This window comes from Jiangella rhizosphaerae (assembly GCF_003579925.1).
GTDB classification, from domain to species: Bacteria; Actinomycetota; Actinomycetes; order Jiangellales; family Jiangellaceae; genus Jiangella; species Jiangella rhizosphaerae.
This window is the reverse complement of the sequence record NZ_QUAL01000189.1, coordinates 12584-39504: the sequence shown is the minus strand read 5'-3', so window position 1 is coordinate 39504 and position 26921 is coordinate 12584. Positions and strand designations below refer to the sequence as shown.

Genomic DNA, 26921 nt, shown 5'->3' with positions numbered 1-26921 from the left:
TCATCGCTCAACAACGACTCACGCGACATGACCCCAACAATCGCGGCCCACACCGCCAATCTTTAGGAGACACGCCCTAGGCGCTGGCGGACGGCGGTCCGCCCCGCCGCTCAGCCGTGGACGAGGTCGCGGCTGCGCGCGCCGGCGTCGGCCGTCAGGTCGTCGCGCTCGTGGACGACGTGCCGGACGCCGCGCAGGCGCGCCAGCTCGCGGCCCATGCGCGCCGCCGTCTCCTTCGTGCCCGCGATGACGATCAGCCGCTCGCCGTCCTCGAACACGTTCGCCCAGCGATCGCCGCGAGGCACCGTGTGAATGTCTCCAGAAGCCATCCCGACCCACCCTCTCCAACGCCCCAACACCGCATGCGTCCGTACCCTTCCCCTGCTGGGGACATGCGGGACCGGCCGGTGGAATTCGCGCCCACGACCATCCTCGTCCCCGCAGAGGCCCGCGCGCTGCCGTTTCGTCGATCTTTGCCCAGCCCTTCGGCAAGCTTGGCCGCTACCGTGGGACGTATGCGAGCTGGTTTTGTGGGTATCGAAGGTGAACGAACACGAGAAGACCGCAGCTAGATTGGTCTGTACCATGCATCCCAAAGTTCTGATCGGTCCGCAGGGGGGCGGCCGCGCACACACGCGCGGGCGGACACCGGATGACATGGGGGCCCGATGACGAGGTCGGCGCAGATGAATCCGTCGGAGCCCGACTGGGGCGAGCCCGGCGCCGACCTCGACGCCATCGGCCTCGCGACGGAGTTCGCCGCCTACGCGCGCCGCAAGGGCGTCTCGCCCGAGGGCCGCGAGCAGGCCCTCGCCGCCTGGCTCGACGAGATGATCGCCGAGCTCGAGACCGACATCGACGAGTCACGCGAGTGATGCGCAGGGTCCATCACGGCACCGTCGGCCGCCGCCGCAGCGGGGGCCGCCCGCGTGCGGGCCGGTGCCCGAGACAGGCATACTCCTGAGATGCCCGGGCCGCTGCCGACCGTCGTCGTCATCGACGACTCCACCGAGGTCCGGGCCGTCATCACGGCGCGGCTGCGCCTGTCGGGACTACTCGAGGTCGTGGGCGAGGGCGGCGACGGCACCGAGGCCGTCGGCCTGGCGTTCCGGCACCAGCCGTCGCTGCTGCTGCTCGATCTCTCGATGCCGGTGATGGACGGCCTCGATGCCCTCCCCGGCATCCTCGCCGTCTCACCCGACACCCGCGTCGTCGTCTACAGCGGGTTCGAGGAGGGTGGGCTGGCGCAGAGCGCGCAGGAGCTCGGCGCCGCCGGTTTCATCGAGAAGTCGCTGCCCATCGACCGCCTGGCCGAGGAGCTGCTGGCCAAGCTGCCCGAACACCACGCGCCACAGCACCACGCGCCATCCGCCCCGCGCGAGCGGCCCGTCCGCTCGTCCACCGGCTCCGACCAGCCCACGGTCAGCTCCGACCAGCAGGTGCTCGACGAACACCTCGAACGCTTCCGCGAGGTGTTCGAGCAGGCCGCCATCGGCATGGCGACGATGACGCTGACCGGCAGCATCGTGCGCGCCAACCGCGCACTCAGCGACCTCATGGGGTTCAAGCCGCACGAGCTGGTCGGCCTCGACTACGGCCGGCTGACCAGCGGCCGCGGCGACCTCCTCGATGCCGCGCTGTTCGACATCACCCACATGTCCGCCGACATCGTGCACCTCGAGCACGACATCAACGGCAGCATCGACCCGCCGCGCAAGGTGCTCGCCACCCTCGCGCCCGTCCGCGACTCCCGGGGCCAGGCGCTCTACGTGTTCCTCCAGGTCCAGGACATCACCCGTCAGCGAGCCGCCGAGGAGGAGCTGCGCCGCAGTGAGGAGCGGTTCCGCCTGCTGGTCGAGGCCGTGCGCGACTACGCCATCTTCATGCTCGATCCCTACGGCCACGTCGCCAGCTGGAACGCCGGCGCCGAGCGGATCAAGGGCTACACCGCCTCGGAGATCATCGGTCAGCACTTCCGCGTCTTCTACCCCGGGGAGAAGCGTGAGGAGCAGCACCCGGAGTACGAGCTCCAGCAGGCGCTGCGCACCGGCCAGTACGGTGAGGAGGGCTGGCGGCTGCGCAAGGACGGCACCCGCTTCTGGGCGAACGTCCTCATCACCGCCGTCTTCAACGAGATGGGCGAACACATCGGCTTCGCCAAGGTCACCCGCGACATGACCGAGCGCCGCCAGGCCGAGGAGCTGCGCGCGGCCGCCTCGGCCGCCCTCGAGGAGGCCAACGAGCAGCTGCGGCGGGCGGCCGAGGAGCAGAAGCAGTTCCTCGCCGTGACGGCGCACGAGCTGCGCACCCCCGCGGCCGTCCTCGACGGGACGGCCGACACCCTCCGGCGGCACTGGGCCGAGCTCACCGACGACGACCGCACCCGGCTGCTGGACAGCATGTCCAGCAGCGCCGCCCGGCTCCAGCGGCTGGTCAACGACCTGATGACCGCTTCGAGGCTGGACGCCGACTCGCTGCCCCTCCGCCAGGCCGCCACCTCGCTGGCCGTGCTGGTGGCGACGGCCATCGAGACGGTCCGCGCGACCCGGCCCGGCGGACCCATCACGACGCAGCTCGAGCCCGACGTCGACGTGCTCGTCGATCCCGGCCGGGTGGTGCAGGTCATCGAGAACCTCGTCGGCAACGCGCTGCACCATGGCACGCCGCCGGTCGACGTCCGCATCGGCGCCGGCGACGACGTCGCCCGCGTCGAGATCACCGACGCCGGGCAAGGCGTGCCGCCAGAGGTTCGGGAGCGGCTGTTCCAGCGGTTCAGCACCGGCGACGGCGTCCACGGCACCGGGCTCGGCCTCTACATCGCCCGCGAGCTGGCCCGCGCCCACGGCGGCGACGTCAGCTACGAGCCGGGCACGCCCGAGCGGCCGGCCGGCACCTTCGTCCTGACCCTTCCGCTGGCGCCCGGCTGAGCGGCGCCGTCCACGGCCGGATGATCGCGGCGACGGCGTGGCACGGCGCATGCGCACCGCCTCTCCGGGTACGCCCGACGCAGACGGGGACCGGCGAGAGGGGATGCCATGAGGGCCGTGACATGGCAGGGCCGACGCGACGTCCGGGTGGAGGACGTCCCCGATCCGCGGATCGAGGAACCCACCGACGCCGTCGTCCGGGTCACGACGACCGCGATCTGCGGCTCCGACCTGCATCTCTACGAGCCGCTGGCGCCGCTCATGGAGCCCGGCGACATCATGGGGCACGAGTCGATCGGCATCGTCGAGGAGACCGGCGACGCCGTGACCCACCTGGTGCCCGGCGACCGCGTCGTCGTGCCGTTCCAGATCTGCTGCGGCACCTGCTACATGTGCCAGCAGGGCCTGCACACCCAGTGCGAGACCACGCAGGTGCGCGAGCACGGCATGGGCGCGGCGCTGTACGGCTACACGAAGCTGTACGGCCAGGTGCCCGGCGGGCAGGCCGAGTACCTGCGGGTCCGGCAGGCGCAGTACGCGCCGATCAAGCTCCCGCAAGACGGCCCCGACGAGCGCTACCTGTACCTCTCCGACGTGCTGCCCACGGCCTGGCAGGCCGTCGAGTACGCCGCGATCCCGACCGGCGGCACCGTGCTGGTGCTGGGCCTCGGGCCGATCGGCGACATGTCCACGCGCATCGCGCTGCACCGCGGCCACCGGGTGATCGCCGCCGACCCGGTCCCGGAGCGACGGGACCGGGTGGCCGCCCGCGGCGCGACGGTGATCGACCCGGAGGGCGACGACGTCACCGCCCGGGTGCGCGAGCTGACCGACGGGCGCGGGGCCGACTCCGTCATCGACGCCGTCGGCATGGAGGCGCACGGGTCGCCCACCGCGCGGTTCCTGCAGCGGCTGACCGGCCTGCTGCCGGACGCGATCGCCGAGCCGATGATGCAGAAGGCCGGCATCGACCGGCTCGCGTCGCTGTACACGGCGATCGACGCGGTGCGGCGCGGCGGCACGATCTCGCTGTCCGGCGTCTACGGCGGGGCCGCCGACCCGTTGCCGATGCTCACGCTCTTCGACAAACAGGTGCAGCTGCGCATGGGGCAGGCGAACGTCCGCCGCTGGACCGACCAGATCATGCCGCTGCTGAACGACGGCGACCCGCTCGGCGTCGAGGCCTTCCACACCCACCGGCTGCCGCTCGACGAGGCACCGGCGGCCTATGACATGTTCCAGCGCAAGGTCGACGGGGCCGTGAAGGTCCTGCTGACGCCGTGAGAGAGCCGCGCATGTCGTACTGGCTGGACAGCACCGGCGACCCGCCGCTCGCGCCGTCGCACCTCGAGGACGCGGACGTGGTGGTCCTGGGCGCCGGGATCGCCGGCATCACGACGGCCTACCTGCTGAAGCAGGCCGGGCTGACGGTGACGCTGATCGAGGCCGCCGACCGGCTGGCCGCCGGTGTCACCGGCCACACGACGGCGAAGGTGACGAGCCAGCACGGCGCCATTTACGCCCACCTGACCAGCAGCTTCGGCAAGGAGACCGCGCAGGCGTACGGCTCCGGGCAGCAGCTGGCGACGGACTGGATCGAGACCGAGGCGTCCGCCATCGGCGCCGAGATGGACTGGTCGCGGCGCGAGTCCTACGCCTTCGCCGAGCGGCCGTCGTCGGCCGACGGGCTGCGGCGTGAGGCCGAGGCGGCCGCCGCGGCCGGGCTGCCGGCGACGTTCACGACGCAGACCGGCCTGCCCTTCGAGGTGGCCGGCGCGGTGCGCTTCACCGGCCAGGCGCAGTTCCACCCGCGACGGTGGCTGCTGGAGCTGGCGACCCGCATCCCCGGCGACGGCGGCACCGTCGTCACCGGGACCCGGGCGCTCGCGCTGAGCGAGGGCGACCCGTGCGTCGTCGAGACCACCGCCGGACCCGTCCGCGCCCGGCACGTCGTCGTCACGACCCACTACCCGATCTTCGACCGCGGCCTCTACTTCGCCCGGCTGGAACCGCGGCGGGACCTCGTCGTCGCCGGGTATCCCGAGGCCGCCGGCCCGGACGGCATCCCCGCCGGGATGTACATCAGCACCGAGGACCGGCACTCCGTCCGCACCACCCCCGGCGAGGACGGCCGCACCCTGCTCATCGTCGGCGGCGAGCCGCACCGCGTCGGCGCCCGGACCAGCGTCGCGAAGCACTACGACGCGCTGCGGGCATGGGCGCGGGAGCGGCTCGGGCTCGCCGCGCCGGCCTACCGCTGGCTCGCGCACGACCTCACGACCGTCGACTCCCTCCCCTACGTCGGCCGGTTCCACCCGCGCGCCGGGAACGTGTGGGTGGCGACCGGGTTCGGGCACTGGGGCATGACCAACGGGACGCTGGCGGGGCTGCTGCTGCGCGACCTCGTCACCGGCGTCGAGAACCCGCTGGCCGGGGTGTTCGACCCGCAGCGGGTCACCGTCCGCCAGTCCGCGACGGAGTTCGTCAAGGCCAACGCGTACGTCGCCGGCCGCTTCCTCGGCGACCGCGTCGACGCCCTCACGGGCCGGCGCGGCGTCGAGTCCCTGCCGCCGGGCAGCGGCCGAGTCGTCTCCGACGGCGTGCGGGCCATCGCCGCCTACCGCGACGAGGAGGGCGGCCTGAGCTGCCTGTCGGCACGGTGCACCCACCTGGGCTGCCTGGTCGTGTTCAACGACGCCGAGAAGACGTGGGACTGCCCGTGCCACGCCTCGCGGTTCGCGACCGACGGCCGCGTGCTGGCCGGTCCCGCCGTCAAGCCGCTGCCCGCCGTCCCGCCGCCGAGCTGACGGGGTCAGCCGGCCGGGTGCAGCGGCGTCACCGTCGTCGGTCCCTGCAGCCGGCGGTGTTCGTCGAGGTGGCGGACCGGCTGCAGCGGCACGTCCGCCACCTGGCCGGTGATGGTTTCGAGGTGGCTGAGCACGATGCCTTCGCGCAGCGCCCAGGGGCAGATCTCCGCGCGCGACACGTTGAGCGCGGTCATGGTGGTGTCGGCGACGACGGCGCCGGCGACCACCTGCCCGGCGCGGGCGGCCGACACGCCGCGCAGCTTGGCGCGCTCGGCGGCGGGCATCGCGGCCAGCCGGGGCAGCCAGCGGCGGACGTCGCGGCGGGCCAGTTCCCGGCGCACGAACGGGCCCTTGCGCTGGCGAGGGGCGCCGGCCAGCCGGGCCAGCTGCTTGAACGTCTTCGACGTCGCGACGACCCGGCGCGGCTGGCCCTCCCAGCGCAGCCGGTCGGCGACCTCGCCGATGGTGTCGCGGACGTAGCGGCGCAGCTCGCGCAGCTGGTCGCGGGTGGGCGGGTCGTCGGGCAGCAGCTGCCGGGTCAGCCGGCGGGCGCCCAGCGGCAGCGACATCGCGAGGTCGGGTTCGGCGTCGCGGCCCAGCGCGATCTCCATGGAACCGCCACCGATGTCCAGCAGCAGCAACCGCCCGGCCGACCAGCCGTACCAGCGGTGCACGGCCAGGTACGTCAGCCGGGCCTCCTGCTCGCCGGTGAGGAACTGCGGCCGCACGCCGGCCACCTCCTCGATCCGGTCGATCACCTCGTCGCGGTTCGGCGCGTCGCGCACCACCGAGGTCACGTACGGGTACAGGTAGTCGACGTGCTGGCCGGCGGCGTCGCGGACGGCCGAGGCGACGGCGTCGGCGACCCGCTCGATGCCCTCGGCGGCGATCACGCCGTCGCAGTCGACGGCCTCGTTCAGCAGTGTGGGGATCTTCACCCCGTGCGCGGGCAGCGGCGGCGCGCCCGAGGTGGCCTCGACCACCTGGAGCTGCGCCGAATTGGATCCGATGTCGAGCACCCCGAGCCGCATGGACGAGCCATACCCAGCGGCGCGGCTCGCACGCAGCGCCCGAAATTCGTTCGACCGGGTGACCCGCCGTCCCTAGGGTGGACCGCGATGACGGATCCGCAGCCGCCCGAGATCGACGCCGAGCTCATCGCCGGGCTGATCGCCGACCAGTTCCCGCAGTGGGCCCGGCTGCCGGTGCGTCCGGTCGAGCTGCAGGGCGTCGACAACCGCACCTTCCGCCTGGGCGACGAGCTGTCGGTCCGGCTGCCCAGCGCCCGGCACTACCGCGAGCAGGTCGCCAAGGAGGAGCGCTGGCTGCCTCGCCTCGCGCCTCAGCTGCCGGTCCCGATTCCCGCGCCGGTCGCCGTCGGCCGGCCGGGGCCCGGCTACCCGTGGACGTGGTCGGTGAACCGCTGGCTGCCCGGCGAGACCGCGCTGGCCGCGGGCGTCGGCGGCGACGCGGCGTTCGCGCGGGACGTCGCCGCGTTCCTGCGGGCGCTGTGGTCGGCCGACGCCGACGGCGGGCCGCCGCCGGGGACGCACAACTTCCAGCGCGGCGCGCCGGTGTCGGTGTACGGCGACCAGACGGAGGAGGCGCTGGCCGAGCTGGGCGAGCGGATCGACGTCGCCGCCGCCCGCAAGGTGTGGGATGCCGCGGTGACGTCGCCCTGGGCCGGGCCGCCGGCCTGGTTCCACGGCGACGTCGCGCCCGGCAACCTACTGGTGCGCGACGGCCGCCTGAGCGCCGTCATCGACTTCGGCACCTGCGGCGTCGGCGACCCCGCCTGCGACCTCGCCCTCACCTGGACCTTCCTGGACGGAGAGGCGCGAGCGGCGTTCACGGCCGCGATGCGCCCCGTCGCCGACGACGCCATGTGGGCGCGGGCCCGCGGCTGGGCGCTGTGGAAGGCGCTGATCACCTACGACAGCGACGTGCTGCGGGTCCGGGCCGAAGCCCGCCGGGTCGTGGCGGCGGTGCTGGCGGAGGCCTGAGCCGGCGGGGTGAGGCGCCGGGCGGTCAGGCCGGCGGCGTCAGCAGCGATCGCACCGAGGCCGTGACGAGGCGCGGCAGGCCGTCCACGTCGAGCCGGCCGGTGCGCTCCTCCTCCGCCGCGCCCTTGAGCAGGTAGTGCACGGCGGCGACCAGCCACCCGATGGGCAGGTCGGTACGGAACACCCCTTCGCTCTGCCCGCGTCGGATCAGTTCTTCCAGCCGGGCCGCCGGCGCGCCGTGCAGCTCCCGCACCCGGCCGGGCGAGAGCACCTCCTGCGCGGCGGCGAGCAGTGACGACGATTCCGCCATCAGGCCCCAGCTGGACGCCAGCAGCCGGTCGAGCGCGTCGCGCGGATCGCCGGTGAGGTCGACGGCGGACAGCGTCCGCTCGCCGTCGGCCAAGGTGTCGGCCAGCGCCGCCTCGACCAGATCGGCGCGCTTCGGGAAGTGCCCGTAGAGCGTCATGCGGCCGACCCCGGCGGCCGCCGCGATCTTGTCGATCGTCGCCGCGGGATCGCGTCCGAGCAGCTCGCGGGCGGCCGAGACGATGCGCGCGATGCTGCGTTCCGCGTCGGCGCGCCGACGCGTGCGGGTGGTCATGCCACCAGTTTAGCTCGTACGGGAATATACGAGTTAGCTGCCTCCGTTCCCTAGTTCGTACTTCCACATACGACTTACGGCAGGAGGCCGGATCATGACGTACGACGACACGACCGCGGCGGTCACGCCCCACCCCTGGCGCTGGCGGATCCTCGGTTTCCTCGGGATCGCCCAGCTGATGCTGATCCTGGACGTCACCGTGGTGGCGATCGCGCTGCCGCAGATCGAGAGCGACCTCGGCGCCGGCCGCGAGGCGCTGACCTGGACGGTCAGCGCCTACGCGCTGGCGTTCGGCGGACTGATGCTGCTGGGCGGCCGGCTGGCCGACCTCCTCGGCGCGAAGCGCGTCGTGCTGGCCGGCCTGCTGGTGTTCACGGCGGCGTCGCTGCTCACCGGGCTGGCGGAGTCGTCGGAGCTGCTCATCGCGGGCCGCGTCGCCCAGGGTGTCGGCGCCGCACTGTTGTCGCCGTCGGCGCTGTCGCTCGTCGTCACGCTGTTCGACGGCGACGAACGCAACCGCGCGCTCGGCGTGTGGTCGGCGCTCGGCGGCGGCGGGGCGGCCCTGGGCGTGCTGCTCGGCGGCCTCCTCACCGCGGGACCCGGCTGGCCGTGGGTTTTCTTCGTCAACGTGCCGATCGGCCTGGTCGTCGCGGTGGTGCTGGCTCGCCTGCTGCCTCGTCAGACCGCGGCGGCGCCGCGGGCGCGGCTGGACGTCCTCGGCGCCCTGCTGGTCACCGCCTCTTCCGGCACGCTCATCTATGCGCTCATCCAGGCCGGCGACGGCGGCTGGCTGACGTGGACGACCGGCGTGCTCGTGCTGGTCGCGGCGGCGGGCTACCTGGCGTTCGTGACGTGGCAGCGGCGGGCGGCGGCGCCCCTGATGGACGTCCGCCTCCTGGCGCGGCGGCCGGTCGCGACGGGGACGTTCCTCATCCTGCTGGCGACGGCGCTGATGATCGCGGTGTTCTTCCTCGGCACGTTCTACTTCCAGCACGCGCACGACTACGGCCCGCTGCGCACCGGCCTGCTGTTCCTGCCGGTCGCGCTGGCCACGATGCTGGGCGCCAACCTCACCGGCCGGTCCATCGCCAGGGTCGGCGCCCGTCCGCTGGCGGTGGCGGGTCTGGCGGTGGCGGCGCTCGGGATGGCGGTGCCGGCCCTGTGGCTGAACACCGCAGCGGTCGTCGCCGGGGTGTCCGTCGGCGCGGCCGGCACCGGCGCCATCTTCGTCGTCGCGTCCGCGACGGCGCTCGGCCAGGTCGCCCCGCACGAGGCCGGCATCGCGTCGGGCATCGTCAGCACGTTCCACGAGTTCGGCGCCGCCGGCGGCGCGGCGGTCGTCTCCAGCGTGGCCGCCGCCAGCATCGTCGGCACCACCCTCGACGGCTTCACCAACGCCTTCCTCGTGGCCGCCGTGGCGGCGGCGGCGTCCGCGGTGGTCGCGGCGGTCCTCACCCCGCGCCCGCAGCCCTGACCCCGTCCACCCCGTTGATCTTGGAGTTGTTCGGCACACACCGGGCGAAATGTCCGAGAGATGGCCGAACAACTCCAAGATCAACCAACGGGGGGAACGTCAGAGGTTGTGGGCGAGCAGCTCCAGGCCGATGACCACCAGGCCGAGCACGACCTCGGCGAACAGGACGACCACCCGCTGCCAGGTGGGCAGCCGCGCCCGGCGGACGGCGAGATAGCCGATGGCGGCGAGGGCGGCGACCAGCGCGATGCTCGACGCCCGCAGCGCCGGCTCGATCTCCCACACGTCGGCGACCGCGAGCCCGATGAACACGCCCGGCAGCACCAGCGCGCCCAGCGCGCCGAGGCTCACCCGCGCCATGTGTCGCAGCTCCTCGCGCACCGGCAGCACCTCGTGGACGGCGATGTGCGACACGACGTCGGCGACGAAGACGGCGAGTACCGTGCCCAGGACGACGACCGCCAGCGACAGCGCCGCCTCGGCGGCGGACACCGCGTGGGCGCGCAGCGCCAGGACCACCGCGAGCGCGGTGAACGTGATGTAGATGCGCTCCTTCAGGATGTCGGCGCGCTGACCGGGCGGCAGCTCGTCGTCGCGGCCGGCCGTATGGCTCATCGAGCCAGCGTAGCGGCGCGCGCCGCGGCCACCTCGCGTCCGCGCGGGGAAAACGGGAACCGGTCGAGCATCGCCCGCAGCTGCGCGGCCGGAACGTTGGCGCCGAACACCTCGGTGAACGGCTCCATCCGCACGCCCTCGGCCAGCGGGCCGGCGACGACCGGGTCGAAGCCGAGCGCGTCGACGATCGCCGCCGCCTCCGCCACGTCGGCGGGGTCGTCACCCGCGACGGCGATGGCCTTGCGGTCCGGCGCCCCGGCCGGCAGGGCGCCGTCGTCGAGGTCGTGGTAGCCCATGTGGTTGAACGCCTTCACCACCCGCGACTCCGGCAGGAAGGCCTGCACCAGCTCGCTGGACGACGTGCGCGGGTCGGTGAGGTCGTCGCGGCCGCCGTCGACCTCCCACCAGTAGTTCATCGCGTCGAGCACCAGCGTCCCGCGCAGCGCGTCGGCCGGGATCGTGCGGTACTTCCCGAGCGGCAACGCGAGGATGACGGCGTCGGCCTGCTCGGCCGCCTCGCGAGCGGTGACGGCGACCGCGCCGGGCGTGACGATCTCGACGATCAGCGCGATCCGGTCCGCCGTGCCGGAGCCGGCGACCAGCACCCGGTAGCCGGCGGCGACGGCGAGCCGCGCCAGCACGGTGCCGAGCTTGCCGGCGCCCAGGATGCCGATGGTGCGCGCGTCCCCGGTCACGAGCCGGCCACCAGGTCGCGGACCATCGGGACGACCTTCGAGCCGTACAGCTCGACCGCCCGCAGCCGCGCGCTCACCGGCTGCGAGCCGGCGGTGTAGATGAGGTCGAACCGGCCGACGCCGAGGGTCTGGACGGCACGGGCGATCTTGCGGGCGACCGTGTCCGGCGAGCCGACGTAGAGCGAGCCGTGCTCGATCTCGTGCTCGAACTCCCGCGGCGTGATCGGCGGCCAGCCGCGTTCCCGGCCGATGCGGTCGCGGTTGACCTTGTACCGCGCGTAGTAGATCTCCTTCGCCTCCTCGTCGGTGTCGGCGACGAAGCCCGGCGAGTGCATGCCGACGGGGTGCGCGACGGTGCCGAACTGGCCGGCCGCTCGCCGGTAGAGGTCGAGGTAGGGCGCGAACCGGTCCGGCGAGCCGCCGATGATCGCGAGCATGAGGGGCAGCCCGTAGTAGGCGGTGCGGACGACGGACTGCGGGGTGCCGCCGACGCCGACCCAGGTCGTCAGGCGGCCCGACTCGGTCTTCGGGAACACGTCGGCGTTCTCCAGCGCGGCCCGGGTGGTGCCGCTCCAGGTCACCGGCTTCTCGTCGAGCAGCCGCACGAACAGCTGCAGCTTCTCCTCGAACAGCACCTCGTAGTCGGCGAGGTCGTAGCCGAACAGCGGGAACGACTCGGTGAACGACCCGCGGCCCAGGATCACCTCGGCCCGGCCGTTCGACACCGCGTCGACGGTGGCGAAGCGCTGGAACACCCGGACCGGGTCGTCCGAGCTCAGCACCGTCACGCCGGACCCGAGCCGGATGGACGACGTCCGCGCGGCGATCGCGGCCAGCACCGTCTCCGGCGTCGAGATCGAGTACTCGGGACGGTGGTGCTCGCCCAGCGCGATCGCGTCGACGCCGAGCTGGTCGGCGAGGACCGCCTCCTCGACGACCTGACGGATCGCCGCACCGTAGGTGAGCAGCGTGCCGTCGTCGCTCTCGGGCACGTCGCCGAAGGTGTCCAGCCCGAAACTGAGGTCGCTCATGCCGGCCTCAACATTGCTGACATGTCAACTATTTCCGCGTCGTGACGCCGACGCCGTGGGGCCGCCGCCGGGCTCCTCGGTGGGCGGGGAGGACGACAGTCCGGCGGCGGCGTCCGCGAGCCCCCGGTCGCGACCCTGGTCCGGCTCGTGCCGCGCGCGACCGGGGACGGAGACCCGGGGCCCGCCCTCGCGATCCCCGGGTCACCCGGAGCCGGCGAGGAGCCCCCGATGCTCACACCGGCCCGCACCCGCACCGTAGCCCCGGCCGCCCGAGCCAGGAAACGGCTTCGCGCCGCGCCTTGCGCTCTCCGGGCAGGTCGTGCGTACGCTGGGTCGTCAGGGCCGGTGACCCGGGAGTGGCCCATGGTGGACGATGCCGCGACGGTGCCCGTCGAACGCAGCCTGGTCGTCGCACGCACCATGAACGAGTCGGCCGAGCTGATCCGGCGGCTCTACATCGGCCACGAGCCGCGGCTCGGCCGCGACCACGCGGGGACGGAGTTCCGGGTGGTGTCGGCGCGCGCCGGGGTGCGCGACGGCCCGTTCGGGGCCGACCGCGTCCACGTCACCGTCAACTTCCGGACCGCCACGGAGCCGTTCGGCTACCTGTTCGCCATGTCCGTCGTCCACGGGGTGTTCACCGTCGCGGCGGGCGGCGAGCACCGCCGGGCCGGCGCCGGCGACGTCGTGCTGTTCCCGCCCGGCGCGCCGGTGGCCGCCCAGTGGGCCGACCTCGACGCCGGCATCCTGCGTTTGCCGGTCTCCAGCGCCGCCGACCTCGCCACGGAGCGGTTCGGCATCGACCCCGCCGACCTGCGGTTCGAGTCGATGTCCCCCGTCACCCCGCGGCTCGGTGAGTACTTCCGCAACGTGTGCGCCACGGTCGGCCGCGAACTGATGGTCGACGACTCCGCGGTGGCGCATCCGCTGATCGCCGCGGAGATGGTGCGCACCGCCGCCGCGGCGGCGCTCGCGACCTTCCCCAACACGACCATGACCGTCGCGCACTCCCCCGGTCCCGGCTACGTCGCACCGCGGGCGCTGCGCCGGGCCGCGGCGTACATCGAGGCGCACGCCGCCGAGCCGATCACGCTGAGCGACGTCGCGGCAGCGGCCGGCATCGGCCCCCGGGCGCTGCAGTACGCGTTCGCCCGGCACCTGAGCACGACACCGCTGACCCATCTGCGCCGGGTCCGCCTCGAGCGCGCGCACCGCGAACTGCAGGCCGCCGACCCGACGACCGGCGCGACGGTGGCGGCGATCGCCGCGGCCTGGGGCTTCTCGAAGCCGAGCCGGTTCGCCGCCGAGTACCGGCAGCGGTACGGCCGGTCGCCGAGCCGCACGCTGCGCACCTGACGACGCCCCTGGTCAGCTCCGGCGGTGGAGGCGGCGCAACTGCGCGATGCGGATCGTGCCGACGATCGTCGCGAGCAGCCCCGCGCCGGCGGCGGCGATCAGCAGCGCGACGGCGAGCGGCACCGTGCCGTCCATCCAGAGGAACGACACGTCGACGGTCTCCGTGTTCTGCGCGATGAACACGATCAGCAGCCCGAGCACCAGCACCGTGACGCAGATGGCGACCCAGACGGTGCCGGTCCGCGAGCGCGGCAGCCCTCCGGCGTGCCGGCCGTGCCCGCCCTCACCGCCGTGCTCCCTGTCGTCGCGGCCTTGGCCGTCCTCAGCGGTCGGCGCCGTGCCGGCCGGGCGGTCGTCGTCGGGTGTGGTCACGCGGGCCACCTCCCCCTGCTCGCGATGGTGACACCGATCACATTAGTCACCCCGGACCCACGCGACACGGGTTTCGGCGGATCCGGGCTGGGCGAGCGACGCGTCATCGTCGTCTCCCGCTCCGACAGGTTCGTCCACGATGGGTGAGGGATCCGGGTTGCCCTGGCTACCCCGATCCCTCACCCATCCTGCGCCCGCGACAGCAACGTGCGCGACGCCGTCCGCTCGAGCAGTCGTCGCGCCTTCGCACCGGGCCGGACCGAGTGCTCGATGCCGTCGCGCAGCTCGTCATCCTCGCCCAGGCGGTAGACGAGCTCGCTGACGGCGACGGGCGGCAGCTCGTCGACGGCCCGCGGTGCGGTGCCGAGGAGCTCCGCGACCCGCAGCCGCAGCTCGTCGCGGCCGAGACCGGGCAGGAGGGCGCTCAGCCGGCTCACCGGGTCGGCGATCTCCAGTGCCTCCGCCGGCACGAGGTCGCCCGCGGACGGCAGCGGCGCCGCGAGCAGCCCGGCGGCGTCGACGATGCCGACGCCGTACAGCTCGTCCCAGCCGTTCTCGGTCCAGCCGGGCGGCACCCGGTGGCCGTGCGAGCGCACCAGGTGCAGGAACGCCGCCTGCACGTTCGCCCGGCCGACCTGCGCGACGATGCGGTCGTGGCCGTGGTGGGCGATCCAGAGCGCGGCCACGCCGGCCAGGGTCGCGACGGCGAACGACGTGCCGTGATGCCGGCCCTCGCCGAACGCCGGCGGGTCGACCCGGGCGTCGACCGACGCGACCCAGACGCTCTCGCCGGGCGCCGACACGTCGACCGCGGGTCCGCGGGACGACCCGGCCCACGGCTCGCTGTCGGCGTTGGTCGCCGCGACGGCGATGCACTCGGGATACGACGCGGGCGCGACGACGATGCCGACCGTGTTGCCGGCCGCGGCCATGACGACCACGCCGTCGCCGACCGCTGCCCGGATGGCCGCCCGCAGGCCGAAGAACCCGCGGCCACCCAGCGACATCGTGATGACCCGGCAGCCGCGCCGGTGCGCCTCGTGGACGGCGCGCGCGACGTCGCCGTCGAGCACCTGGACGACGCTCCTGACCGCGCGGATCGGCACGATGGTCGCCCTCGGCGCGACTCCGAGGAGGACGCCGTCGCCCCGGCAGCCGATGACGCTCGCCGTGTGGGTGCCGTGACCGGGCGTGTCCAGCGGCACGTACCAGCGCCGGCGCAGCGGGTCGCGCGCGTCCTCGTCGCCGTCGAGGACGTCGTGGTCGAGGTCGAACGACCACGCGCCGGCCAGCTCGGGATGATCGGTGTACCCGGTGTCGACGGAGCCGACGAGCACGCCCTCGCCTCGAGCGGCGCCGCCGGGACCCCGGGGCAGCGCCCAGGCCGCCCGTGCCCGGACCGCGTCGACGACCCACCTCCGGTCGGCGGAGCCGGGGAGGTGGCCTCCGCCGGAGTCCGCCTCGCGGGCCTCGACACCGTAGGCCGACGAGGGGAGGTCGGGCTCGACGTCGGCGTCGAGCTCGCGCGCCAGCGCGGCGGCGAGGTCGTACGCGACGCGGGTGTCGTCGTACGCCGGACTCGCCTGGACGACGCCGCTCACCACCCAGTGGCGCCGCAACTCCGGATCCGTCGTGCCGGGGAACAACGGCTCGACCGCCCAGGGCCGGCCGGCCTCGTCCGCCGCGCCGAGCACGCGGCCGATCTCGAGCCGCAGCCCGGACGGGTGGTCGTCGTCCCCTCGCGGCCGTACGAGCAGTCGCACGGACGACACCGCCGGGTCCGGTCGTCGCATGTCCCTCACCTCGGGGGTTCCTGGTCGGCCGCATGCGCCGCGGCCTCGTCCAGCGCGGCCAGCAGCGCCGCCGTCGCGGGCGGATCGGGCGGGTCGCCGTAGGTGGCCGCGACGATCCGGCGCGGCGGGACGTCCAGGCGGGTGGCGGTGACCGCGGGGTTGCGGTGGGCCCGCAGCGCCAGCCCGGGGATCGTCGTCACGCCCAGGCCGGCGGCGACCAGGCTCTGCATGACCACCATGTCGTCGGTGGTGGACGTGAGGCGCGGGGTGAAGCCGGCCCGTTGGCACAGCTCGACGAGGTGGCTGCGGCAGCGCTCGCACCCGCCGATCCAGGCGGCGTCGCGGTGGTCGGCGAGCGTGCCGCCACCGCCGTCCGCCAGCAGGTAGAGCGGGTCGTCGAGCAGGTGCCGCAGGCGGACGCCGTCTTCCTCTGGCGCGGTCTCGTCGTACCGGAAGATCACCGCGACGTCGACGTGCCCGGCCCGCAGCAGCGCCAGCGCGTCCTCGGGATGCGTGTCGGTGAGCCCCAGCTCCAGGCCGGGATGGCGCTCGGCGAGGACGGCGGCGGCCCGCGGCACCAGCGCGCTCATCACCGAGCCGAAGCCGGCCAGCCGGACCCGTCCGGCCTGCAGGCCCACCAGCGTGGACAGCTCCGCCGCCGCGGAGTCGACCCGGCCGACGATCTCGGCGGCGCGGTCGGCCAGCAGCCGGCCGGCCTCGGTGAGCCGGATGCCGCGCCCGACGCGCTGCAGCAGCCGCGCGCCGGTCTCGGCCTCGAGCCGGGCGAGGTGGTGACTGAGCGACGGCTGCGTGTAGTGCAGCTCGCGCGCGGCCGCGGTGACCGAGCCGTGCCGGCGGACGGCGTCGAGGACGCGTAGCTGCACCAGACTGACCATTCATAGAGCCTACGCATGGGTCAGCGTGAAAATCGACATTGGACCTATGCATCGGTGCGGGCGCACGCTGTGGACATGACGACTTTCGCGCTCGCCGCACTGGTGCTGATCATGATGCCGGGCCCCGACCAAGCCATCATCACCCGCAACGCGCTGGTCGGCGGCCGCGCCGGCGGCCTGCTGACGATGATCGGCGGCGTGCTCGGCCTGACGGTGCACGCGACCGCCGCGGCCGTCGGGCTGTCCGCTCTGCTGCTCGCCTCGGCGACGGCGTTCACCGTCCTCAAGATCGCCGGGGCGCTCTACCTGCTCTGGCTGGCCGTGCAGATGCTGCGCTCGGCCGCCCGGTCCCGGCGCTCACCCGCGTCGGACGACGAGCCGGCGACGGCGCCGCCCCGGCGCGGGGCGTTCCTGCGGCAGGGCTTCCTGTCCAACGCGCTCAACCCCAAGGTCGCGCTGTTCTTCGTCACGTTCCTGCCGCAGTTCCTGTCCGCCGACGCCGGGTCGGCGCGCGCCGAGGCGCTGCTGTTCTCGGGCGTGTTCGCGCTGCTCTACCTGGCGTGGTTCGGTCTCTACGTCGCCGCCGTCGACCGCCTGGGCCGATGGCTGCGCCGTCCGGCGGTGAAGGCGCGGATCGAGCAGGTGACCGGTGTGCTGCTGGCGGCCGTGGCGATCCGGCTCGCGACGGCATCGGCCGGCCACTGAGCCGCGGGCTACGGCCGGCCGGCGATCTCCTCGAGGTCGCCGGCCGGCATCCGCGACAGCGCCGTCAGGGCTCGGACGAACCCGCGGCGGTCGGCCGACGGCAAGGTCGCGAGCAGCCGCTCCTCGCGGGCCCGGATGTCCGCCGTCACCGCGCGCCGCACGCGCCGTCCGTCGTCGGTGATGGAGAGCAGACGGGCGCGGCGGTCGTCGGGATCGGGCGTCCGCGAGATCAAGCCGGCCTCCTGCAGCTCGTCCAGCGTCCCGATGATCCGGGTCTTGTCGGCACCGATCGCTTCGGCCAGCGCGGCCTGGGTGCGGATGGGGGTGCGGTCGAGCGCGGTGAGCACCGAGTAGCCCCACATGGAGACGCGATGCGCGTCGAGCACCGGCAGTTCCACCGCGATGAGCGCCCGCATGAGCGGATGCAGCATCGCGGCGAGGTCGGGCCGCTCGTCCTGGTGCTCCACGACCCGAAAATACCAATGGCGCAATCATAAGCGGCGGCGTACGATCAGCGCATGCCTACTAATGACCTTCCTCCTGGGGACGTGCTCGCCGACCTCGACGCCCGCGCCGTACGGGCCAGCGCCGAGCTGGTCTCCAAGGCGACCGCGGCCGACCTGTCCAGGCCCACGCCGTGCATCGGCTGGACGCTCTACGGGTTGCTGGCGCACATGACCACGCAGCACTACGGTTTCGCGGCCGCCTCTCGAGGCGACGCCGACCCGGAGAAGTGGAAGCTGCTCTCCCTGGGCGACGACCCGGTCCGCGCCTACCTCGACTCCGCCGACCACGTCATCGAGGCGTTCGCCGCCGACGGCGTCCAGGAACGGCCGTTCCCGCTGCCGGAGTTCCGCCCCGAGCCGTTCCCCGCGGCGCAGGCGATCAGCTTCCACCTGGTCGACTACGTGGTGCACTCCTGGGATGTCGCGAAGACCCTGGGCGCCGAGCTCGAGTTCGACGGCGACGTCCTGGACGCCGCCCACGCGGTGGCCGCCGTGGTCCCGACCGGCCCCGTCCGGCTGGCTCCGGGCGCGGCGTTCGGCCCCGCGGTGCCGTGGGAGGGCGGGTCGCAGCTGGACCAGCTGGTGGCCTACCTGGGCCGCTCCCCCGCCTGGCCCGACTGACCAGCCGCCGGCGCCACCCCGGCGGGTTCGGCGACGGGGGCGTGGCGGCGCTCCAGGGCCGCGCCCTCGACGTCGGCGTTGGGGAGCCACCGGTCCAGCCAGCGCGGCAGCCACCAGGCCGCGTTGCCGGCCAGGTGCATCAGGGCCGGCACCAGCGTCAGGCGCACGACGAACGCGTCGACCAGCACACCGAAGGCCAGGCCGAACCCGATCGGGCGGACCATCGCCAGGTGCGAGAAGACGAACCCGCCGAAGACCGAGATCATGATGATCGCGGCGGCCGTCACGACCGCGCGGCCGGCCTGCAGCCCGTGGGCCACGGCCACGCGGGCCGGCTCGCCGTGGGCGTAGGCCTCGCGCATGCCCGACACCAGGAACAGCTGGTAGTCCATGGCCAGCCCGAACAGCACGCCCACCAGCAGGATCGGCAGGAAGCTCAGCACTGGGCCGGGGTCGTGCACGCCGAACAGCGAGCCGAGCCAGCCCCACTGGTAGATCGCGACGACGCCACCGAACGCGGCCAGCACCGAGAGCACGAACCCGCCGGTCGCGATCAGCGGCACGAGCAGCGAGCGGAACACGACCAGCAGGATGAGCAGCGACAGGCCGATGACCACGAGGAGGTACACCGGCAGGGCGTCGGCGAGCTGGTCGGAGATGTCGATGTTGGCGCTGGCCTGGCCCGCGACCGCCAGGGCGACGCCGGGGGCGCCGGCGAGGCGCAGGCCGCGCAGGTGGTGCACGAGGTCCTCGGTCGACTCGCTGCTCGGGCCCTCGGCGGGGATCACCTGGAACGCGGCGACGGTGCCGCTCTCGGAGATGCCGGCCGGAGCCACCGCGACGACGTCGTCCTGCGCGATCAGCTCCTGACCGATGCCGACGACGAGCTCCGACCTCGCGGCCTCGTCGAGGCCGTCCGGCAGGTCGGCGACGACGACCAACGGGCCGTTGACCCCGGCGCCGAACGCGTCGGCGACCACGGTGTAGGCGCGGTACTGCGTGGAGTCCTCCGGCTCCGACGAGCCGTCGGGCAGGCCGAGCCGCATCGACGCCGACGGAATCGCGACGGCCGCCAGCGCGACCACCCCGGCGACCAGTGCGCCCACCGCGCGCGCCGTCCGCATCGGGCGCACGCCGTCGCCGGCGGGACGGGGCTCGGCCTGCCGGGCCCGGCGGGGCAGCACCCGCCGCCCGAGCAGCCCGAGCAGCGCGGGCGTCAGCGTCACCGCGATGAGCACGGCGACGACGACGGCGACCGCGGCGACCGTTCCCATGAGGCCGAGGAAGCCGATGCCGGTGACGTTGAGGGCGACCAGCGCGATGACGACGGTGCTGCCGGCGAAGACGACCGCATTGCCCGAGGTGCCGTTCGCCAGGCCGATGGACTCCTCCACCGGCATGCCCTCGCGCAACTGGCGGCGGTGGCGGTTGAGGATGAACAGCGAGTAGTCGATGCCGACGGCGAGGCCGAGCATCACGCCGAGGATCGGCGTCACGGAGATCATCTCGACGACGCCCGAGAACGCCAGGGCGCCCAGCGCGGCGACGGCGACGCCGATCAGTGCGGTGAGGATCGGCAGCCCGGCCGCGACGAGCGTGCCGAGCATCGCGACCAGGACGATCGCGGCCACGGCGAGGCCGACCAGCTCGGCCGCACCGGCGAGGTCGTCGGTGTTCTGCACCAGCTCGGCCGAGTAGTCGGCCTGGACGCCGTCGACGGGCTGGGCGTCGACACGGTCCAGTACGGCGTCCTTGACCTCCGTCGTGACGTTCATGAGCGGCGCGTCGAAGACCACCGCGGCCACGGCCGCCGACCCGTCCGCCGAGACCGTGCGGATCCCGGAGGCCAGCTCCAGCTGGGCCGCGGCCAGCTCGAGCTGCCGGCTCTGGGCGTCCAGCCGCGCCCGCTGGGCGTCGAGCTCGGGTTGCAGCTGCGGCAGCGTGCCCGCCTGACGGGCCTGCTCCGCCGCCGCGTCGAGCTGGGCCCGGGCCTGCGCGACCTGGGCCTGTCCGGCCTCCACCTGTTCCTGCTGGGCCGCCCGCTCGGCGTCGCTGGTGAACGGGTCGACGACCGCCCGCACGCCGTCGACGTCGCCGACCCTCGTGAGCGTCGCGCTGATGGCCGCCCGCTGGTCGTCGGTGAACGCGGCGCCGTCGTCGGTGTGGAAGACGACGTTGGCGGTGCCGCCGCCGGCCTCGGGCAGCTCGGCGGCCAGGCGGTCGGTCACCTCCTGTGTCGGCGTGCCCGGGATCGTGATGGCGGTGCTCAGCGTCCCGCCGGCCACGGCGAACGCCACCGCGGCGGCCACCAGCGCCGTCACCCAGCCGGCGACGACCAGCCGGGCGCGGCGGGCGGCGAAGCGGCCGATCCGGTAGAGCAGGTCTGCCATGGGCTGGTGCCTCCTCGCGGGCGGTCAGCGGAAGCCGTTGCGGACGGTGCCGATGAGGCGTTCCAGCAGCTCGGCCCACACCGCGCGCGAGGCGTCGTCGTCAGCGGCGCCGGTGCGGGCGCTCCAGTGCGCGTGCAGCACGACGAGGCCCCCGACGAGCGAGTGGACCAGCAGGTCGATGTCGAGCTCGTCGGCGTCGGGGCTGCGGCGCGCGATGTCGGCGGCCAGCCGCGCGGTGGTGCGGTGCATCACCTCGCGGACGAGCCCCTGGCCGGCCGGGCCCGCCTGGTCGTCGTCGTCCAGGCCGTCGAGCAGGTGGGTCAGCGCGGCCATGGGTCCGACGAGGTCGGTGGCCCGGAGCGCGGCGCTGACCTCGTCGAACACCGACGCCAGGCTGCCGTCGCCCACCGGGGTCGCGGCCGAGCGCCGGTCGAAGTCGTCGATGAGGACGTCCATCACCTGCGCATGGGCGGCGAGCAGGATCTCGTCCAGCGAGCCGAAATGGTTGAACACGGTGCGCCGCGACACGTCCGCCCGCTCCGCCAGCTGGTCGACGCTGAACCCGCGCCGCCCGTGCTCCCTGGCCAGCGCCAGCGCCGCGTCGATGATCGCCTGCCGCCGGGCCGCCTTCGACGCCGTCCGGCGGTCGGGCCGCTCGGGCCGGAGCGGCGGCTGGACGGCGGTCACGGATTTACACTAAGTGCAAGCATGCACTCGGTGCAAACTGTTCGTTGACGCTCAGCCCATGGGTGAAGGAATGGTGTCACCGACCGTCACTTCGCGTCGGCGTAGGTGCGGGCGACGGCGACGCTGAGCGGGAACTGCACCGGGAAGTCGCCGAACAGCAGGCGGCCGGCCTCGGCGGCCGCGGCCTCGACCTCGGCGGCGACGGCGTCGGCGAGGTCGGCCGGGGTGTGGACGACGATCTCGTCGTGGACGAAGAACACCAGGTGCGGCCGGCCGGCGAACGGGGCCGGTACCGCCCCGGCGTCGAGCGCCGACGATGACACGCCCAGCGCCCACAGCCGCCGCCGGATGGAGGCCAGCCAGCACAGCGCCCACTCCGCCGCCGTGCCCTGCACGACGAAGTTGCGGGTGAACCGGCCCCACGACCGCGCGTACGACCGCGCCTTCGCGACGTCGTCGTCGCCGGCGTCGTCCTGGTAGGCGCCGGACTGCGCCTCGTGCCACGTGGCGCCCGGCAGCGGCGACGAGCGGCCGAGGTGCGTCGTGACGATCTCGCCGCGCTCGCCGGCCCGCGCGGCCTCGTCGACGAACGCCAGCGAGCGGGGGAACGCCTTCGCCAACCGGGGCAGCACCTGGCCGCTGGACCCCGTCGTGCCGCCGTACATCGCGCCGAGCATGCCGACCTTGGCCAGCTCGCGGGTCGGCACGGCGCCGGACGCGACGATGCCCGCGTACATGTCCGCGCCCCGGCCGTCCGGCCCGCGCCCGGCCGCCGCCATGACCTCGTCGCCGGCCATGGCGGCCAGCACGCGCGGCTCGAGCTGGGCGGCGTCGGCGACGACGAACGTCCAGCCCGGGTCGGCGACGACGGCCCGGCGGACGCTCTTCGGCAGCTGCAGCGCTCCCCCGCCACTGGACGCCCACCGGCCGGTGACGACGCCGCCGACGACATACTCGCTGCGGAACCGGCCGTCGCGCACCCACGCGTCGAGCCAGGCCCAGCCGTTGGCGGTGAGCAGGCGGTACAGCGACTTGTACTCCAGCAGCGGCTCGATGACCGGGTGGTCCAGCCGCTCCAGCTCCCACTTGCGCAGGCTGCGCGCGCCGACGCCGGCCCGTTCGATCGCCCGCAGCAGGTCGCGCGGAGAATCGGGGTTGAGGCTCGCCGGCGCGTCCAGTGCGGCGCGGATGCGGTGCGCCAGCTCGTCCAGCCGGGCCGGACGCTCACCCGGGCGCGGCCGCGGCCCGAGAATCTCGGTCAGCACCGCGTCGTGGACGTCGGCCAGCCACGGCAGCCCGGCGTGGAACATCTCGACCGCGGCCAGCGCGCCCGCAGACTCCGCCGCCAGCAGCAGCCGCAGCCGCCCCGGCGCCGCCGACCCGGCCACGACGGCGTCCTGGACGGCCAGCTCGGCGACCGGGTCGGGCTCAAGGGCGTCGTCGCCCGGCCCGGGCGCCGGGAAGAGCATCGCCGGCTCGTCGCGGGCCGCCGTGAGCGGCGTGGGCGGCAGGGTGTCCCACGGCCCGGGCGGCGCGTCGGGTTCCGGCCAGGACGCCAGCGCCGACCGCCGCAGGATGCGGTGCGCCAGCCGCAGGTCATGCGCCCGCTCGACCCGCACCCCGGCGGCCAGCAAGGCTGGATACCACCGATTGGTGTCGTCCCAGGTCCAGCGCGCCCCGGCATCGGCCGACGCGACGACGGACGGCAGTTCGCCCCTGGGCACCCGCCGGCCGGCCACGCGTACGGAGCCATCCGGCTCCGGAACCACGACAGGCTGCACGCCCTCATCCTGCCGGTCGCCACCGACAGCACCGCGGTCGCGTTCACGGCGTTGGGCCGTCCCCCTTGCCGCGTTGGCCGGTCGTCTGTGGCGTTGGACCGTCCCCCTGCTGCCCGATTGTCTTGGCCGCGTACGCGCGCCTCAAGCGGACTGTGGAGGCGCTTCGCGCCGGCGATGACCGCTTGACCCGCGCGCACGCGGCCGNCGGCGATGACCGCTTGACCCGCGCGCACGCGGCCGAAGAACGGGCAGCTATCAGGGGGACGGGGGAAGAGCGGCGACCGGGCCCCGGGCGTCGGCCCCGTTACGGTGTGGCGTTGGTGTCGTGGAGCGTCCACCTCGTGAGATTTCACCGTGATTCGGGAGCCATCACGAGGATTACCCCAGCGTCAACACCCCTACAGTCATGGTGAAGCTCGCGAAATCCTCGTGATGTAGGCGATCCTGGATGATCATCGCGCGCCGCCGCCCGACAAAGCAGGGCGAAACGGGCACGCCAAGCATGAGGCGTGCCCACATCCTCCCCGTCCCCCTGATAGCTGCCCGTTCTTGGCTGCGCAACCGCGGGTCAAGCGGATCCTCGTCGGCGCGAAGCGCCCCCTGGGTCCGCTTGAGGCGCGGTTGCGCGGCTAAGAGAATCGGGCAGCAGGGGGACGGGGAGCCCCCAGCCCGACCACCACAACGAACGCCACGACCCCGGCGAGGGTCAGTGGGTGAACAACCCGCTGTAGGCGTTGAGCGCCGGCTGCCCGCCGAGGTGGGCGTAGAGGACCGTCGCGTCGGGCGGGATGTCGCCGCTGGTGACGAGGTCGATGAGCCCGGCCATCGACTTGCCCTCGTAGACGGTGTCGAGGATCACGCCCTCGAGGCGGCCGGTGAGGCGGATCGCGTCGAGCGTCGACTCCACCGGGACGCCGTACCGGTCGCCGGCCCAGCCGGGGAGGACGACGATCTCGTCGTCGCGCAGCGGCCGGGCGACGCCGATCAGGTCGGCGGTGGCCCGCGCGATGCGGGCGACCTGGTCGCGGGTCTCGTCCAGGGTCGCGCTGGCGTCGATGCCGATCACCCGCCTCGGCCGGCCGCCGGCCTCCTCCAGCGCGGCGAACCCGGCGATCATGCCGGCCTGGGTGGAGCCGGTGACGGTGCAGACGACGATGGTGTCGAAGAAGACGCCCAGCTCGCGCTCCTGCCGTTCCACCTCGTACGCCCAGTTGGCGAAGCCGAGCCCGCCGAGCCGGTGGTCCGACGCGCCGGCCGGGATCGGGTACGGCCGCCCGCCGCGCGCCGTCACGTCCTCGATCGCCCGGTTCCAGGATTCCTTGAACCCGATGCCGAAGCCGGCGGGGTCGAGCCGAACCTCGGCGCCCATGATGCGGCTGAGCATGATGTTGCCGACGCGGTCGTTGAGCGGGTCGGGCCAGTCGACCCAGTGTTCCTGGACCAGCACCGCCTTCAGGCCGAGCGACGCGGCGACGGCGGCCACCTGGCGGGTGTGGTTGGACTGGAAGCCGCCGATCGACACCAGCGTGTCGGCACCCTGCGCGAGCGCGTCGGGGACGATGTACTCCAGCTTGCGGGTCTTGTTGCCGCCGTAGGCGAGGCCCGCGTTGCAGTCCTCGCGCTTGGCCCAGATCGCCGCGCCGCCGAGGTGCGCCGTCAGCCGCGGCAGCGGGTGCACCGGGCTGGGCCCGAAGGTCAGCGCGTGTCGGGGGAAGTCGGACAGGGCCATGGTCACTCCTCGGGGTGGAAATGCAATATATTGCACACACTTCGTCCGGCTTGCGCAACCGCGGTGGACCAAGGTCCCGGGCGCGGCGGCCCGTCGGCCCTGGACCGCGGACCATTCACCGACCACCCTGGAACCAGGGACACGACCGCATGGAGAACGGAGACACCATGAGCAACGTGATCGTCGTCGGCGTCGACGGGTCACCCGACAGCGGCGCCGCCCTGGACTGGGCGGCGGCCGAGGCACGGCTGCGCGGCGCCGCGCTGCACGTCGTCTACGGCCTGTGGATGCCGATGGCGGCCGTGCCGTTCGGCGGCGCCGCCGTCCTGCCGCCGTCGGACGAACTGCGGGCGTACGCGACGGAGATCCTCGACACGGCGCTGCAGCGGGCGAAGGAGACGGCGCCCGGCCTCGACGTCGACACGTTGCTCATCCTGCGGCCGCCGGCCGAGGCGCTGCTCGAGGCCGCCAAGGACGCCGACCTGGTCGTCACCGGCACCCGTGGCCTCGGCACCATCGGATCGATCGTCCTGGGCTCGGTCAGCGGCCGGCTCGCCACGCACGCCCCCTGCCCGGCGGTCGTCGTCCCGCCGGAGGGGCGCCACGGCGACGGCTCCATCGTCGTCGGCGTCGACGGCTCGGCCCCCGCCGACGCGGCGCTGCGGTTCGCGCTGACGGAGGCCGGCCGGCGCTCCGCCCGGGTGGTGGTGGTCGGCGCCTACCGCATGCGCGGCAACACGCCGGCGCCGGAGCTCCAGGAGACCGAGGCACTGGTCGACGCCGCGCTCGAGCGCGCCCGGGCCGCCACCGGCGCCACGGCCGACGTCACCACGGTCGTCGAGCCGGGCGACCCCGCCGACCTCATCGTCCAGGCGGCCGCCGACGCCTCGCTCGTGGTCGTCGGCTCACGCGGCCGCGGCGGGGTGCGCGGCATCCTGCTCGGCTCCACCAGCCGAGCCGTTCTCCACCAGGCCGCCGGCCCGGTCGCCGTCGTCCACGGCTGAGACGACGGGCCGCTCAGCGGTTCAGCGCGGTGCGGCCGTCGTCGCCTGCCGGCACGACGGCCGCACGGTCCCGCCGGGTGCGCAGGCCGAGCAGCACACCGCCGAGCACCAGCACGAGCCCGGCGAACCACGCGACGAACGCCAGCGCCGTCGCCACCAGCGTCATGGACGCGAAGCCGGCCACCGCCGCGCCGTCGACGGCGGGCGGCGCGCCCTCGACGGCGACCGCGAACGGCAGCAGCACCACGCCGCCGGCGACCAGCTGCCACGCCGTCGACGACAGCACGTCGACGCCGTCGCCCCAGCGACGCGCCAGCACGTAGCCCAGCGACGACATCGCCATCGCCGCGAACGAGGCGAGCACGCCGCGCACGTCCTGCGCCTGTGTGCCGGCGCCCACCATGAGCGCCACCCCGGCCAGGCCGGCGCCCGCGGCGGCCAGCTGACGTGCCCGCGGCCGCTGGGCGAGCAGCGCCCAGGCCAGCAGCATCATCACCGCGGGCGCGGCGGCCATCACCGTCGCCGCGACGCTCGACGGCAGCAGCAGCGCGGCCAGGTAGAGCAGGACGAAGAACGCGCCGACGTTCAGCACGCCCAGCACCAGCGACCGCCACGACCACACGCCCCGCGGTAGCCGCCGGCAGGCCGCCAGGAGGATCAGGCCCGCCGGCAGCGCCCGGATCGCGGCGCCGTAGAGCGGGTGGTCGTCCGGCCGCCCCATGACCGCCAGCCCCGCCGACCGCGTGGCCCGCATCCAGGCCGAGTGGGCCCGCGAGCGCCCCGACGTCGACGTCCGGCCCCAGGGCGTCATCGGCCGACTGCACCGGGTGGCCGTCCTCCTCGACGCCCGGCTGCACCTCGTCTACCAGCGCCACGGCCTGAGTGCCGGCGAGTTCGACGTGCTCGCTGGAGCCGCCGGAGTAGCCGG

25 protein-coding genes and 1 pseudogene are annotated in these 26921 nt (G+C 74.1%); 11 read left to right on the top strand and 15 right to left on the bottom strand.

The features are described 5' to 3' along the window. Positions 1–110: 110 nt before the first annotated feature. The gene (locus DY240_RS32165) at positions 111–305 is read right to left on the bottom strand and encodes a DUF2188 domain-containing protein (protein WP_158602933.1); all 195 of its coding nucleotides are present in this window, start codon (positions 303–305) and stop codon (positions 111–113) included. Between the two features lie 381 nt (positions 306–686). Between DY240_RS32165 and DY240_RS21510 the strand changes: the two genes are divergently transcribed. The 4 genes from DY240_RS21510 (at position 687) to DY240_RS21495 (ending at position 5734) form a co-directional block, all read left to right on the top strand. Continuing rightward, on the top strand, positions 687–875 hold the full coding sequence (locus tag DY240_RS21510) for a hypothetical protein (RefSeq protein ID WP_119661889.1): 189 nt from the start codon (positions 687–689) through the stop codon (positions 873–875). 90 nt (positions 876–965) lie between these two features. Then, positions 966–2927: a PAS domain S-box protein gene (locus DY240_RS21505; RefSeq protein ID WP_119661888.1), complete on the top strand. Its 1962-nt coding sequence runs from the start codon at positions 966–968 to the stop codon at positions 2925–2927. 108 nt (positions 2928–3035) lie between these two features. Continuing rightward, complete coding sequence (locus tag DY240_RS21500) at positions 3036–4211, top strand: alcohol dehydrogenase catalytic domain-containing protein (RefSeq protein ID WP_119661887.1); 1176 nt, start codon at positions 3036–3038, stop codon at positions 4209–4211. A gap of 11 nt (positions 4212–4222) precedes the next feature. Next, on the top strand, positions 4223–5734 hold the full coding sequence (locus DY240_RS21495) for an FAD-dependent oxidoreductase (RefSeq protein ID WP_119661886.1): 1512 nt from the start codon (positions 4223–4225) through the stop codon (positions 5732–5734). Between the two features lie 5 nt (positions 5735–5739). Here the strand turns inward: DY240_RS21495 and DY240_RS21490 are convergent, their stop codons facing one another. Continuing rightward, a complete protein-coding gene (locus tag DY240_RS21490) occupies positions 5740–6765 on the bottom strand; it encodes a Ppx/GppA phosphatase family protein (protein WP_119661885.1) in 1026 nt (341 codons plus the stop codon). Between the two features lie 87 nt (positions 6766–6852). Between DY240_RS21490 and DY240_RS21485 the strand changes: the two genes are divergently transcribed. Next, complete coding sequence (locus DY240_RS21485) at positions 6853–7737, top strand: aminoglycoside phosphotransferase family protein (protein WP_119661884.1); 885 nt, start codon at positions 6853–6855, stop codon at positions 7735–7737. 25 nt (positions 7738–7762) lie between these two features. Here the strand turns inward: DY240_RS21485 and DY240_RS21480 are convergent, their stop codons facing one another. Then, the gene (locus DY240_RS21480) at positions 7763–8338 is read right to left on the bottom strand and encodes a TetR/AcrR family transcriptional regulator (protein WP_119661883.1); all 576 of its coding nucleotides are present in this window, start codon (positions 8336–8338) and stop codon (positions 7763–7765) included. Positions 8339–8432: 94 nt separating this feature from the next. Between DY240_RS21480 and DY240_RS21475 the strand changes: the two genes are divergently transcribed. Beyond that, positions 8433–9812 (top strand): MFS transporter, encoded by a 1380-nt coding sequence (locus DY240_RS21475; RefSeq protein ID WP_119661882.1) that lies wholly within the window; start codon positions 8433–8435, stop codon positions 9810–9812. 99 nt (positions 9813–9911) lie between these two features. Here the strand turns inward: DY240_RS21475 and DY240_RS21470 are convergent, their stop codons facing one another. The 3 genes from DY240_RS21470 to DY240_RS21460 are packed head-to-tail and all read right to left on the bottom strand — an operon-like array spanning position 9912 to position 12153. Next, positions 9912–10427, bottom strand: coding sequence for a hypothetical protein (locus tag DY240_RS21470; protein WP_119661881.1), 516 nt, complete (start codon positions 10425–10427; stop codon positions 9912–9914). After that, a complete protein-coding gene (locus tag DY240_RS21465; protein WP_119661880.1) occupies positions 10424–11122 on the bottom strand; it encodes an NADPH-dependent F420 reductase in 699 nt (232 codons plus the stop codon). Before DY240_RS21465 ends, DY240_RS21470 begins: the two co-directional genes overlap by 4 nt. After that, positions 11119–12153, bottom strand: a complete 1035-nt coding sequence (locus tag DY240_RS21460; RefSeq protein WP_119661879.1) for an LLM class flavin-dependent oxidoreductase — start codon at positions 12151–12153, stop codon at positions 11119–11121. The genes DY240_RS21465 and DY240_RS21460 overlap by 4 nt, the downstream gene beginning before the upstream one ends. A gap of 363 nt (positions 12154–12516) precedes the next feature. Here DY240_RS21460 and DY240_RS21455 point away from each other — a divergent pair, with 363 nt between their 5' ends. Further along, complete coding sequence (locus tag DY240_RS21455; protein ID WP_119661878.1) at positions 12517–13509, top strand: AraC family transcriptional regulator; 993 nt, start codon at positions 12517–12519, stop codon at positions 13507–13509. A gap of 12 nt (positions 13510–13521) precedes the next feature. Here DY240_RS21455 and DY240_RS21450 read toward each other — a convergent pair whose 3' ends face one another. The 3 genes from DY240_RS21450 to DY240_RS21440 all read right to left on the bottom strand — a co-directional run bounded on the left by DY240_RS21450 (position 13522) and on the right by DY240_RS21440 (position 16570). Next, positions 13522–13881 carry a lipopolysaccharide assembly protein LapA domain-containing protein gene (locus tag DY240_RS21450; RefSeq protein ID WP_199701978.1) on the bottom strand — a complete coding sequence of 120 codons (360 nt, stop codon included), beginning with the start codon at positions 13879–13881 and terminating at the stop codon, positions 13522–13524. A gap of 179 nt (positions 13882–14060) precedes the next feature. Continuing rightward, complete coding sequence (locus DY240_RS21445) at positions 14061–15674, bottom strand: S8 family peptidase (RefSeq protein ID WP_119661877.1); 1614 nt, start codon at positions 15672–15674, stop codon at positions 14061–14063. 5 nt (positions 15675–15679) lie between these two features. After that, positions 15680–16570, bottom strand: coding sequence for a LysR family transcriptional regulator (locus DY240_RS21440; protein WP_119661876.1), 891 nt, complete (start codon positions 16568–16570; stop codon positions 15680–15682). A 75-nt stretch (positions 16571–16645) separates the two neighbouring features. Between DY240_RS21440 and DY240_RS21435 the strand changes: the two genes are divergently transcribed. Then, complete coding sequence (locus DY240_RS21435) at positions 16646–17275, top strand: LysE family translocator (RefSeq protein ID WP_119661894.1); 630 nt, start codon at positions 16646–16648, stop codon at positions 17273–17275. Positions 17276–17283: 8 nt separating this feature from the next. On the opposite strand, the gene DY240_RS21430 is transcribed toward DY240_RS21435, so the two are convergent. Beyond that, complete coding sequence (locus DY240_RS21430) at positions 17284–17706, bottom strand: MarR family winged helix-turn-helix transcriptional regulator (protein ID WP_119661893.1); 423 nt, start codon at positions 17704–17706, stop codon at positions 17284–17286. 87 nt (positions 17707–17793) lie between these two features. Here DY240_RS21430 and DY240_RS21425 point away from each other — a divergent pair, with 87 nt between their 5' ends. Next, on the top strand, positions 17794–18402 hold the full coding sequence (locus DY240_RS21425) for a TIGR03086 family metal-binding protein (RefSeq protein ID WP_119661875.1): 609 nt from the start codon (positions 17794–17796) through the stop codon (positions 18400–18402). Here DY240_RS21425 and DY240_RS21420 read toward each other — a convergent pair. The 4 genes from DY240_RS21420 to DY240_RS21405 form a co-directional block, all read right to left on the bottom strand. Next, positions 18369–20792 carry an MMPL family transporter gene (locus DY240_RS21420; protein ID WP_119661874.1) on the bottom strand — a complete coding sequence of 808 codons (2424 nt, stop codon included), beginning with the start codon at positions 20790–20792 and terminating at the stop codon, positions 18369–18371. The genes DY240_RS21425 and DY240_RS21420 overlap by 34 nt on opposite strands. A 24-nt stretch (positions 20793–20816) precedes the next feature. After that, positions 20817–21479: a TetR/AcrR family transcriptional regulator gene (locus DY240_RS21415; protein WP_119661873.1), complete on the bottom strand. Its 663-nt coding sequence runs from the start codon at positions 21477–21479 to the stop codon at positions 20817–20819. An 86-nt stretch (positions 21480–21565) separates the two neighbouring features. Then, positions 21566–23248, bottom strand: a complete 1683-nt coding sequence (locus tag DY240_RS21410; RefSeq protein ID WP_407659365.1) for a bifunctional 3'-5' exonuclease/DNA polymerase — start codon at positions 23246–23248, stop codon at positions 21566–21568. Positions 23249–23966: 718 nt separating this feature from the next. Beyond that, on the bottom strand, positions 23967–24989 hold the full coding sequence (locus tag DY240_RS21405; protein ID WP_119661892.1) for a 1-aminocyclopropane-1-carboxylate deaminase: 1023 nt from the start codon (positions 24987–24989) through the stop codon (positions 23967–23969). A 167-nt stretch (positions 24990–25156) separates the two neighbouring features. Between DY240_RS21405 and DY240_RS21400 the strand changes: the two genes are divergently transcribed. Further along, positions 25157–25993 carry a universal stress protein gene (locus DY240_RS21400; RefSeq protein ID WP_199701972.1) on the top strand — a complete coding sequence of 279 codons (837 nt, stop codon included), beginning with the start codon at positions 25157–25159 and terminating at the stop codon, positions 25991–25993. Positions 25994–26006: 13 nt separating this feature from the next. On the opposite strand, the gene DY240_RS21395 is transcribed toward DY240_RS21400, so the two are convergent. Beyond that, positions 26007–26747, bottom strand: coding sequence for an EamA family transporter (locus DY240_RS21395; RefSeq protein ID WP_119661870.1), 741 nt, complete (start codon positions 26745–26747; stop codon positions 26007–26009). Between DY240_RS21395 and DY240_RS34175 the strand changes: the two are divergent. Next, positions 26713–26901 (top strand): annotated as a pseudogene (locus tag DY240_RS34175) (MarR family transcriptional regulator); the annotation flags it as partial. The gene DY240_RS21395 and the pseudogene DY240_RS34175 sit on opposite strands and share 35 nt — an antisense overlap. Positions 26902–26921 lie beyond the last annotated feature (20 nt).

What these genes read in the sequence shown, in the direction of transcription:
- DY240_RS21425 (WP_119661875.1), top strand. Translation starts at nt 17,794, where the DNA reads ATGCCTACTAATGACCTTCCTCCTGGGGACGTGCTCGCCGACCTCGAC.
- DY240_RS21470 (WP_119661881.1), bottom strand. Translation starts at nt 10,427, where the DNA reads ATGAGCCATACGGCCGGCCGCGACGACGAGCTGCCGCCCGGTCAGCGC.
- DY240_RS21510 (WP_119661889.1), top strand. Translation starts at nt 687, where the DNA reads ATGAATCCGTCGGAGCCCGACTGGGGCGAGCCCGGCGCCGACCTCGAC.
- DY240_RS21490 (WP_119661885.1), bottom strand. Translation starts at nt 6,765, where the DNA reads ATGCGGCTCGGGGTGCTCGACATCGGATCCAATTCGGCGCAGCTCCAG.
- DY240_RS21495 (WP_119661886.1), top strand. Translation starts at nt 4,223, where the DNA reads ATGTCGTACTGGCTGGACAGCACCGGCGACCCGCCGCTCGCGCCGTCG.
- DY240_RS21455 (WP_119661878.1), top strand. Translation starts at nt 12,517, where the DNA reads ATGGTGGACGATGCCGCGACGGTGCCCGTCGAACGCAGCCTGGTCGTC.
- DY240_RS21505 (WP_119661888.1), top strand. Translation starts at nt 966, where the DNA reads ATGCCCGGGCCGCTGCCGACCGTCGTCGTCATCGACGACTCCACCGAG.
- DY240_RS21445 (WP_119661877.1), bottom strand. Translation starts at nt 15,674, where the DNA reads ATGCGACGACCGGACCCGGCGGTGTCGTCCGTGCGACTGCTCGTACGG.
- DY240_RS21485 (WP_119661884.1), top strand. Translation starts at nt 6,853, where the DNA reads ATGACGGATCCGCAGCCGCCCGAGATCGACGCCGAGCTCATCGCCGGG.
- DY240_RS21440 (WP_119661876.1), bottom strand. Translation starts at nt 16,570, where the DNA reads ATGGTCAGTCTGGTGCAGCTACGCGTCCTCGACGCCGTCCGCCGGCAC.
- DY240_RS21430 (WP_119661893.1), bottom strand. Translation starts at nt 17,706, where the DNA reads ATGCTGCATCCGCTCATGCGGGCGCTCATCGCGGTGGAACTGCCGGTG.
- DY240_RS21435 (WP_119661894.1), top strand. Translation starts at nt 16,646, where the DNA reads ATGACGACTTTCGCGCTCGCCGCACTGGTGCTGATCATGATGCCGGGC.
- DY240_RS21460 (WP_119661879.1), bottom strand. Translation starts at nt 12,153, where the DNA reads ATGAGCGACCTCAGTTTCGGGCTGGACACCTTCGGCGACGTGCCCGAG.
- DY240_RS21405 (WP_119661892.1), bottom strand. Translation starts at nt 24,989, where the DNA reads ATGGCCCTGTCCGACTTCCCCCGACACGCGCTGACCTTCGGGCCCAGC.
- DY240_RS21475 (WP_119661882.1), top strand. Translation starts at nt 8,433, where the DNA reads ATGACGTACGACGACACGACCGCGGCGGTCACGCCCCACCCCTGGCGC.
- DY240_RS21480 (WP_119661883.1), bottom strand. Translation starts at nt 8,338, where the DNA reads ATGACCACCCGCACGCGTCGGCGCGCCGACGCGGAACGCAGCATCGCG.
- DY240_RS21400 (WP_199701972.1), top strand. Translation starts at nt 25,157, where the DNA reads ATGAGCAACGTGATCGTCGTCGGCGTCGACGGGTCACCCGACAGCGGC.
- DY240_RS21395 (WP_119661870.1), bottom strand. Translation starts at nt 26,747, where the DNA reads ATGCGGGCCACGCGGTCGGCGGGGCTGGCGGTCATGGGGCGGCCGGAC.
- DY240_RS21500 (WP_119661887.1), top strand. Translation starts at nt 3,036, where the DNA reads ATGAGGGCCGTGACATGGCAGGGCCGACGCGACGTCCGGGTGGAGGAC.
- DY240_RS21420 (WP_119661874.1), bottom strand. Translation starts at nt 20,792, where the DNA reads ATGGCAGACCTGCTCTACCGGATCGGCCGCTTCGCCGCCCGCCGCGCC.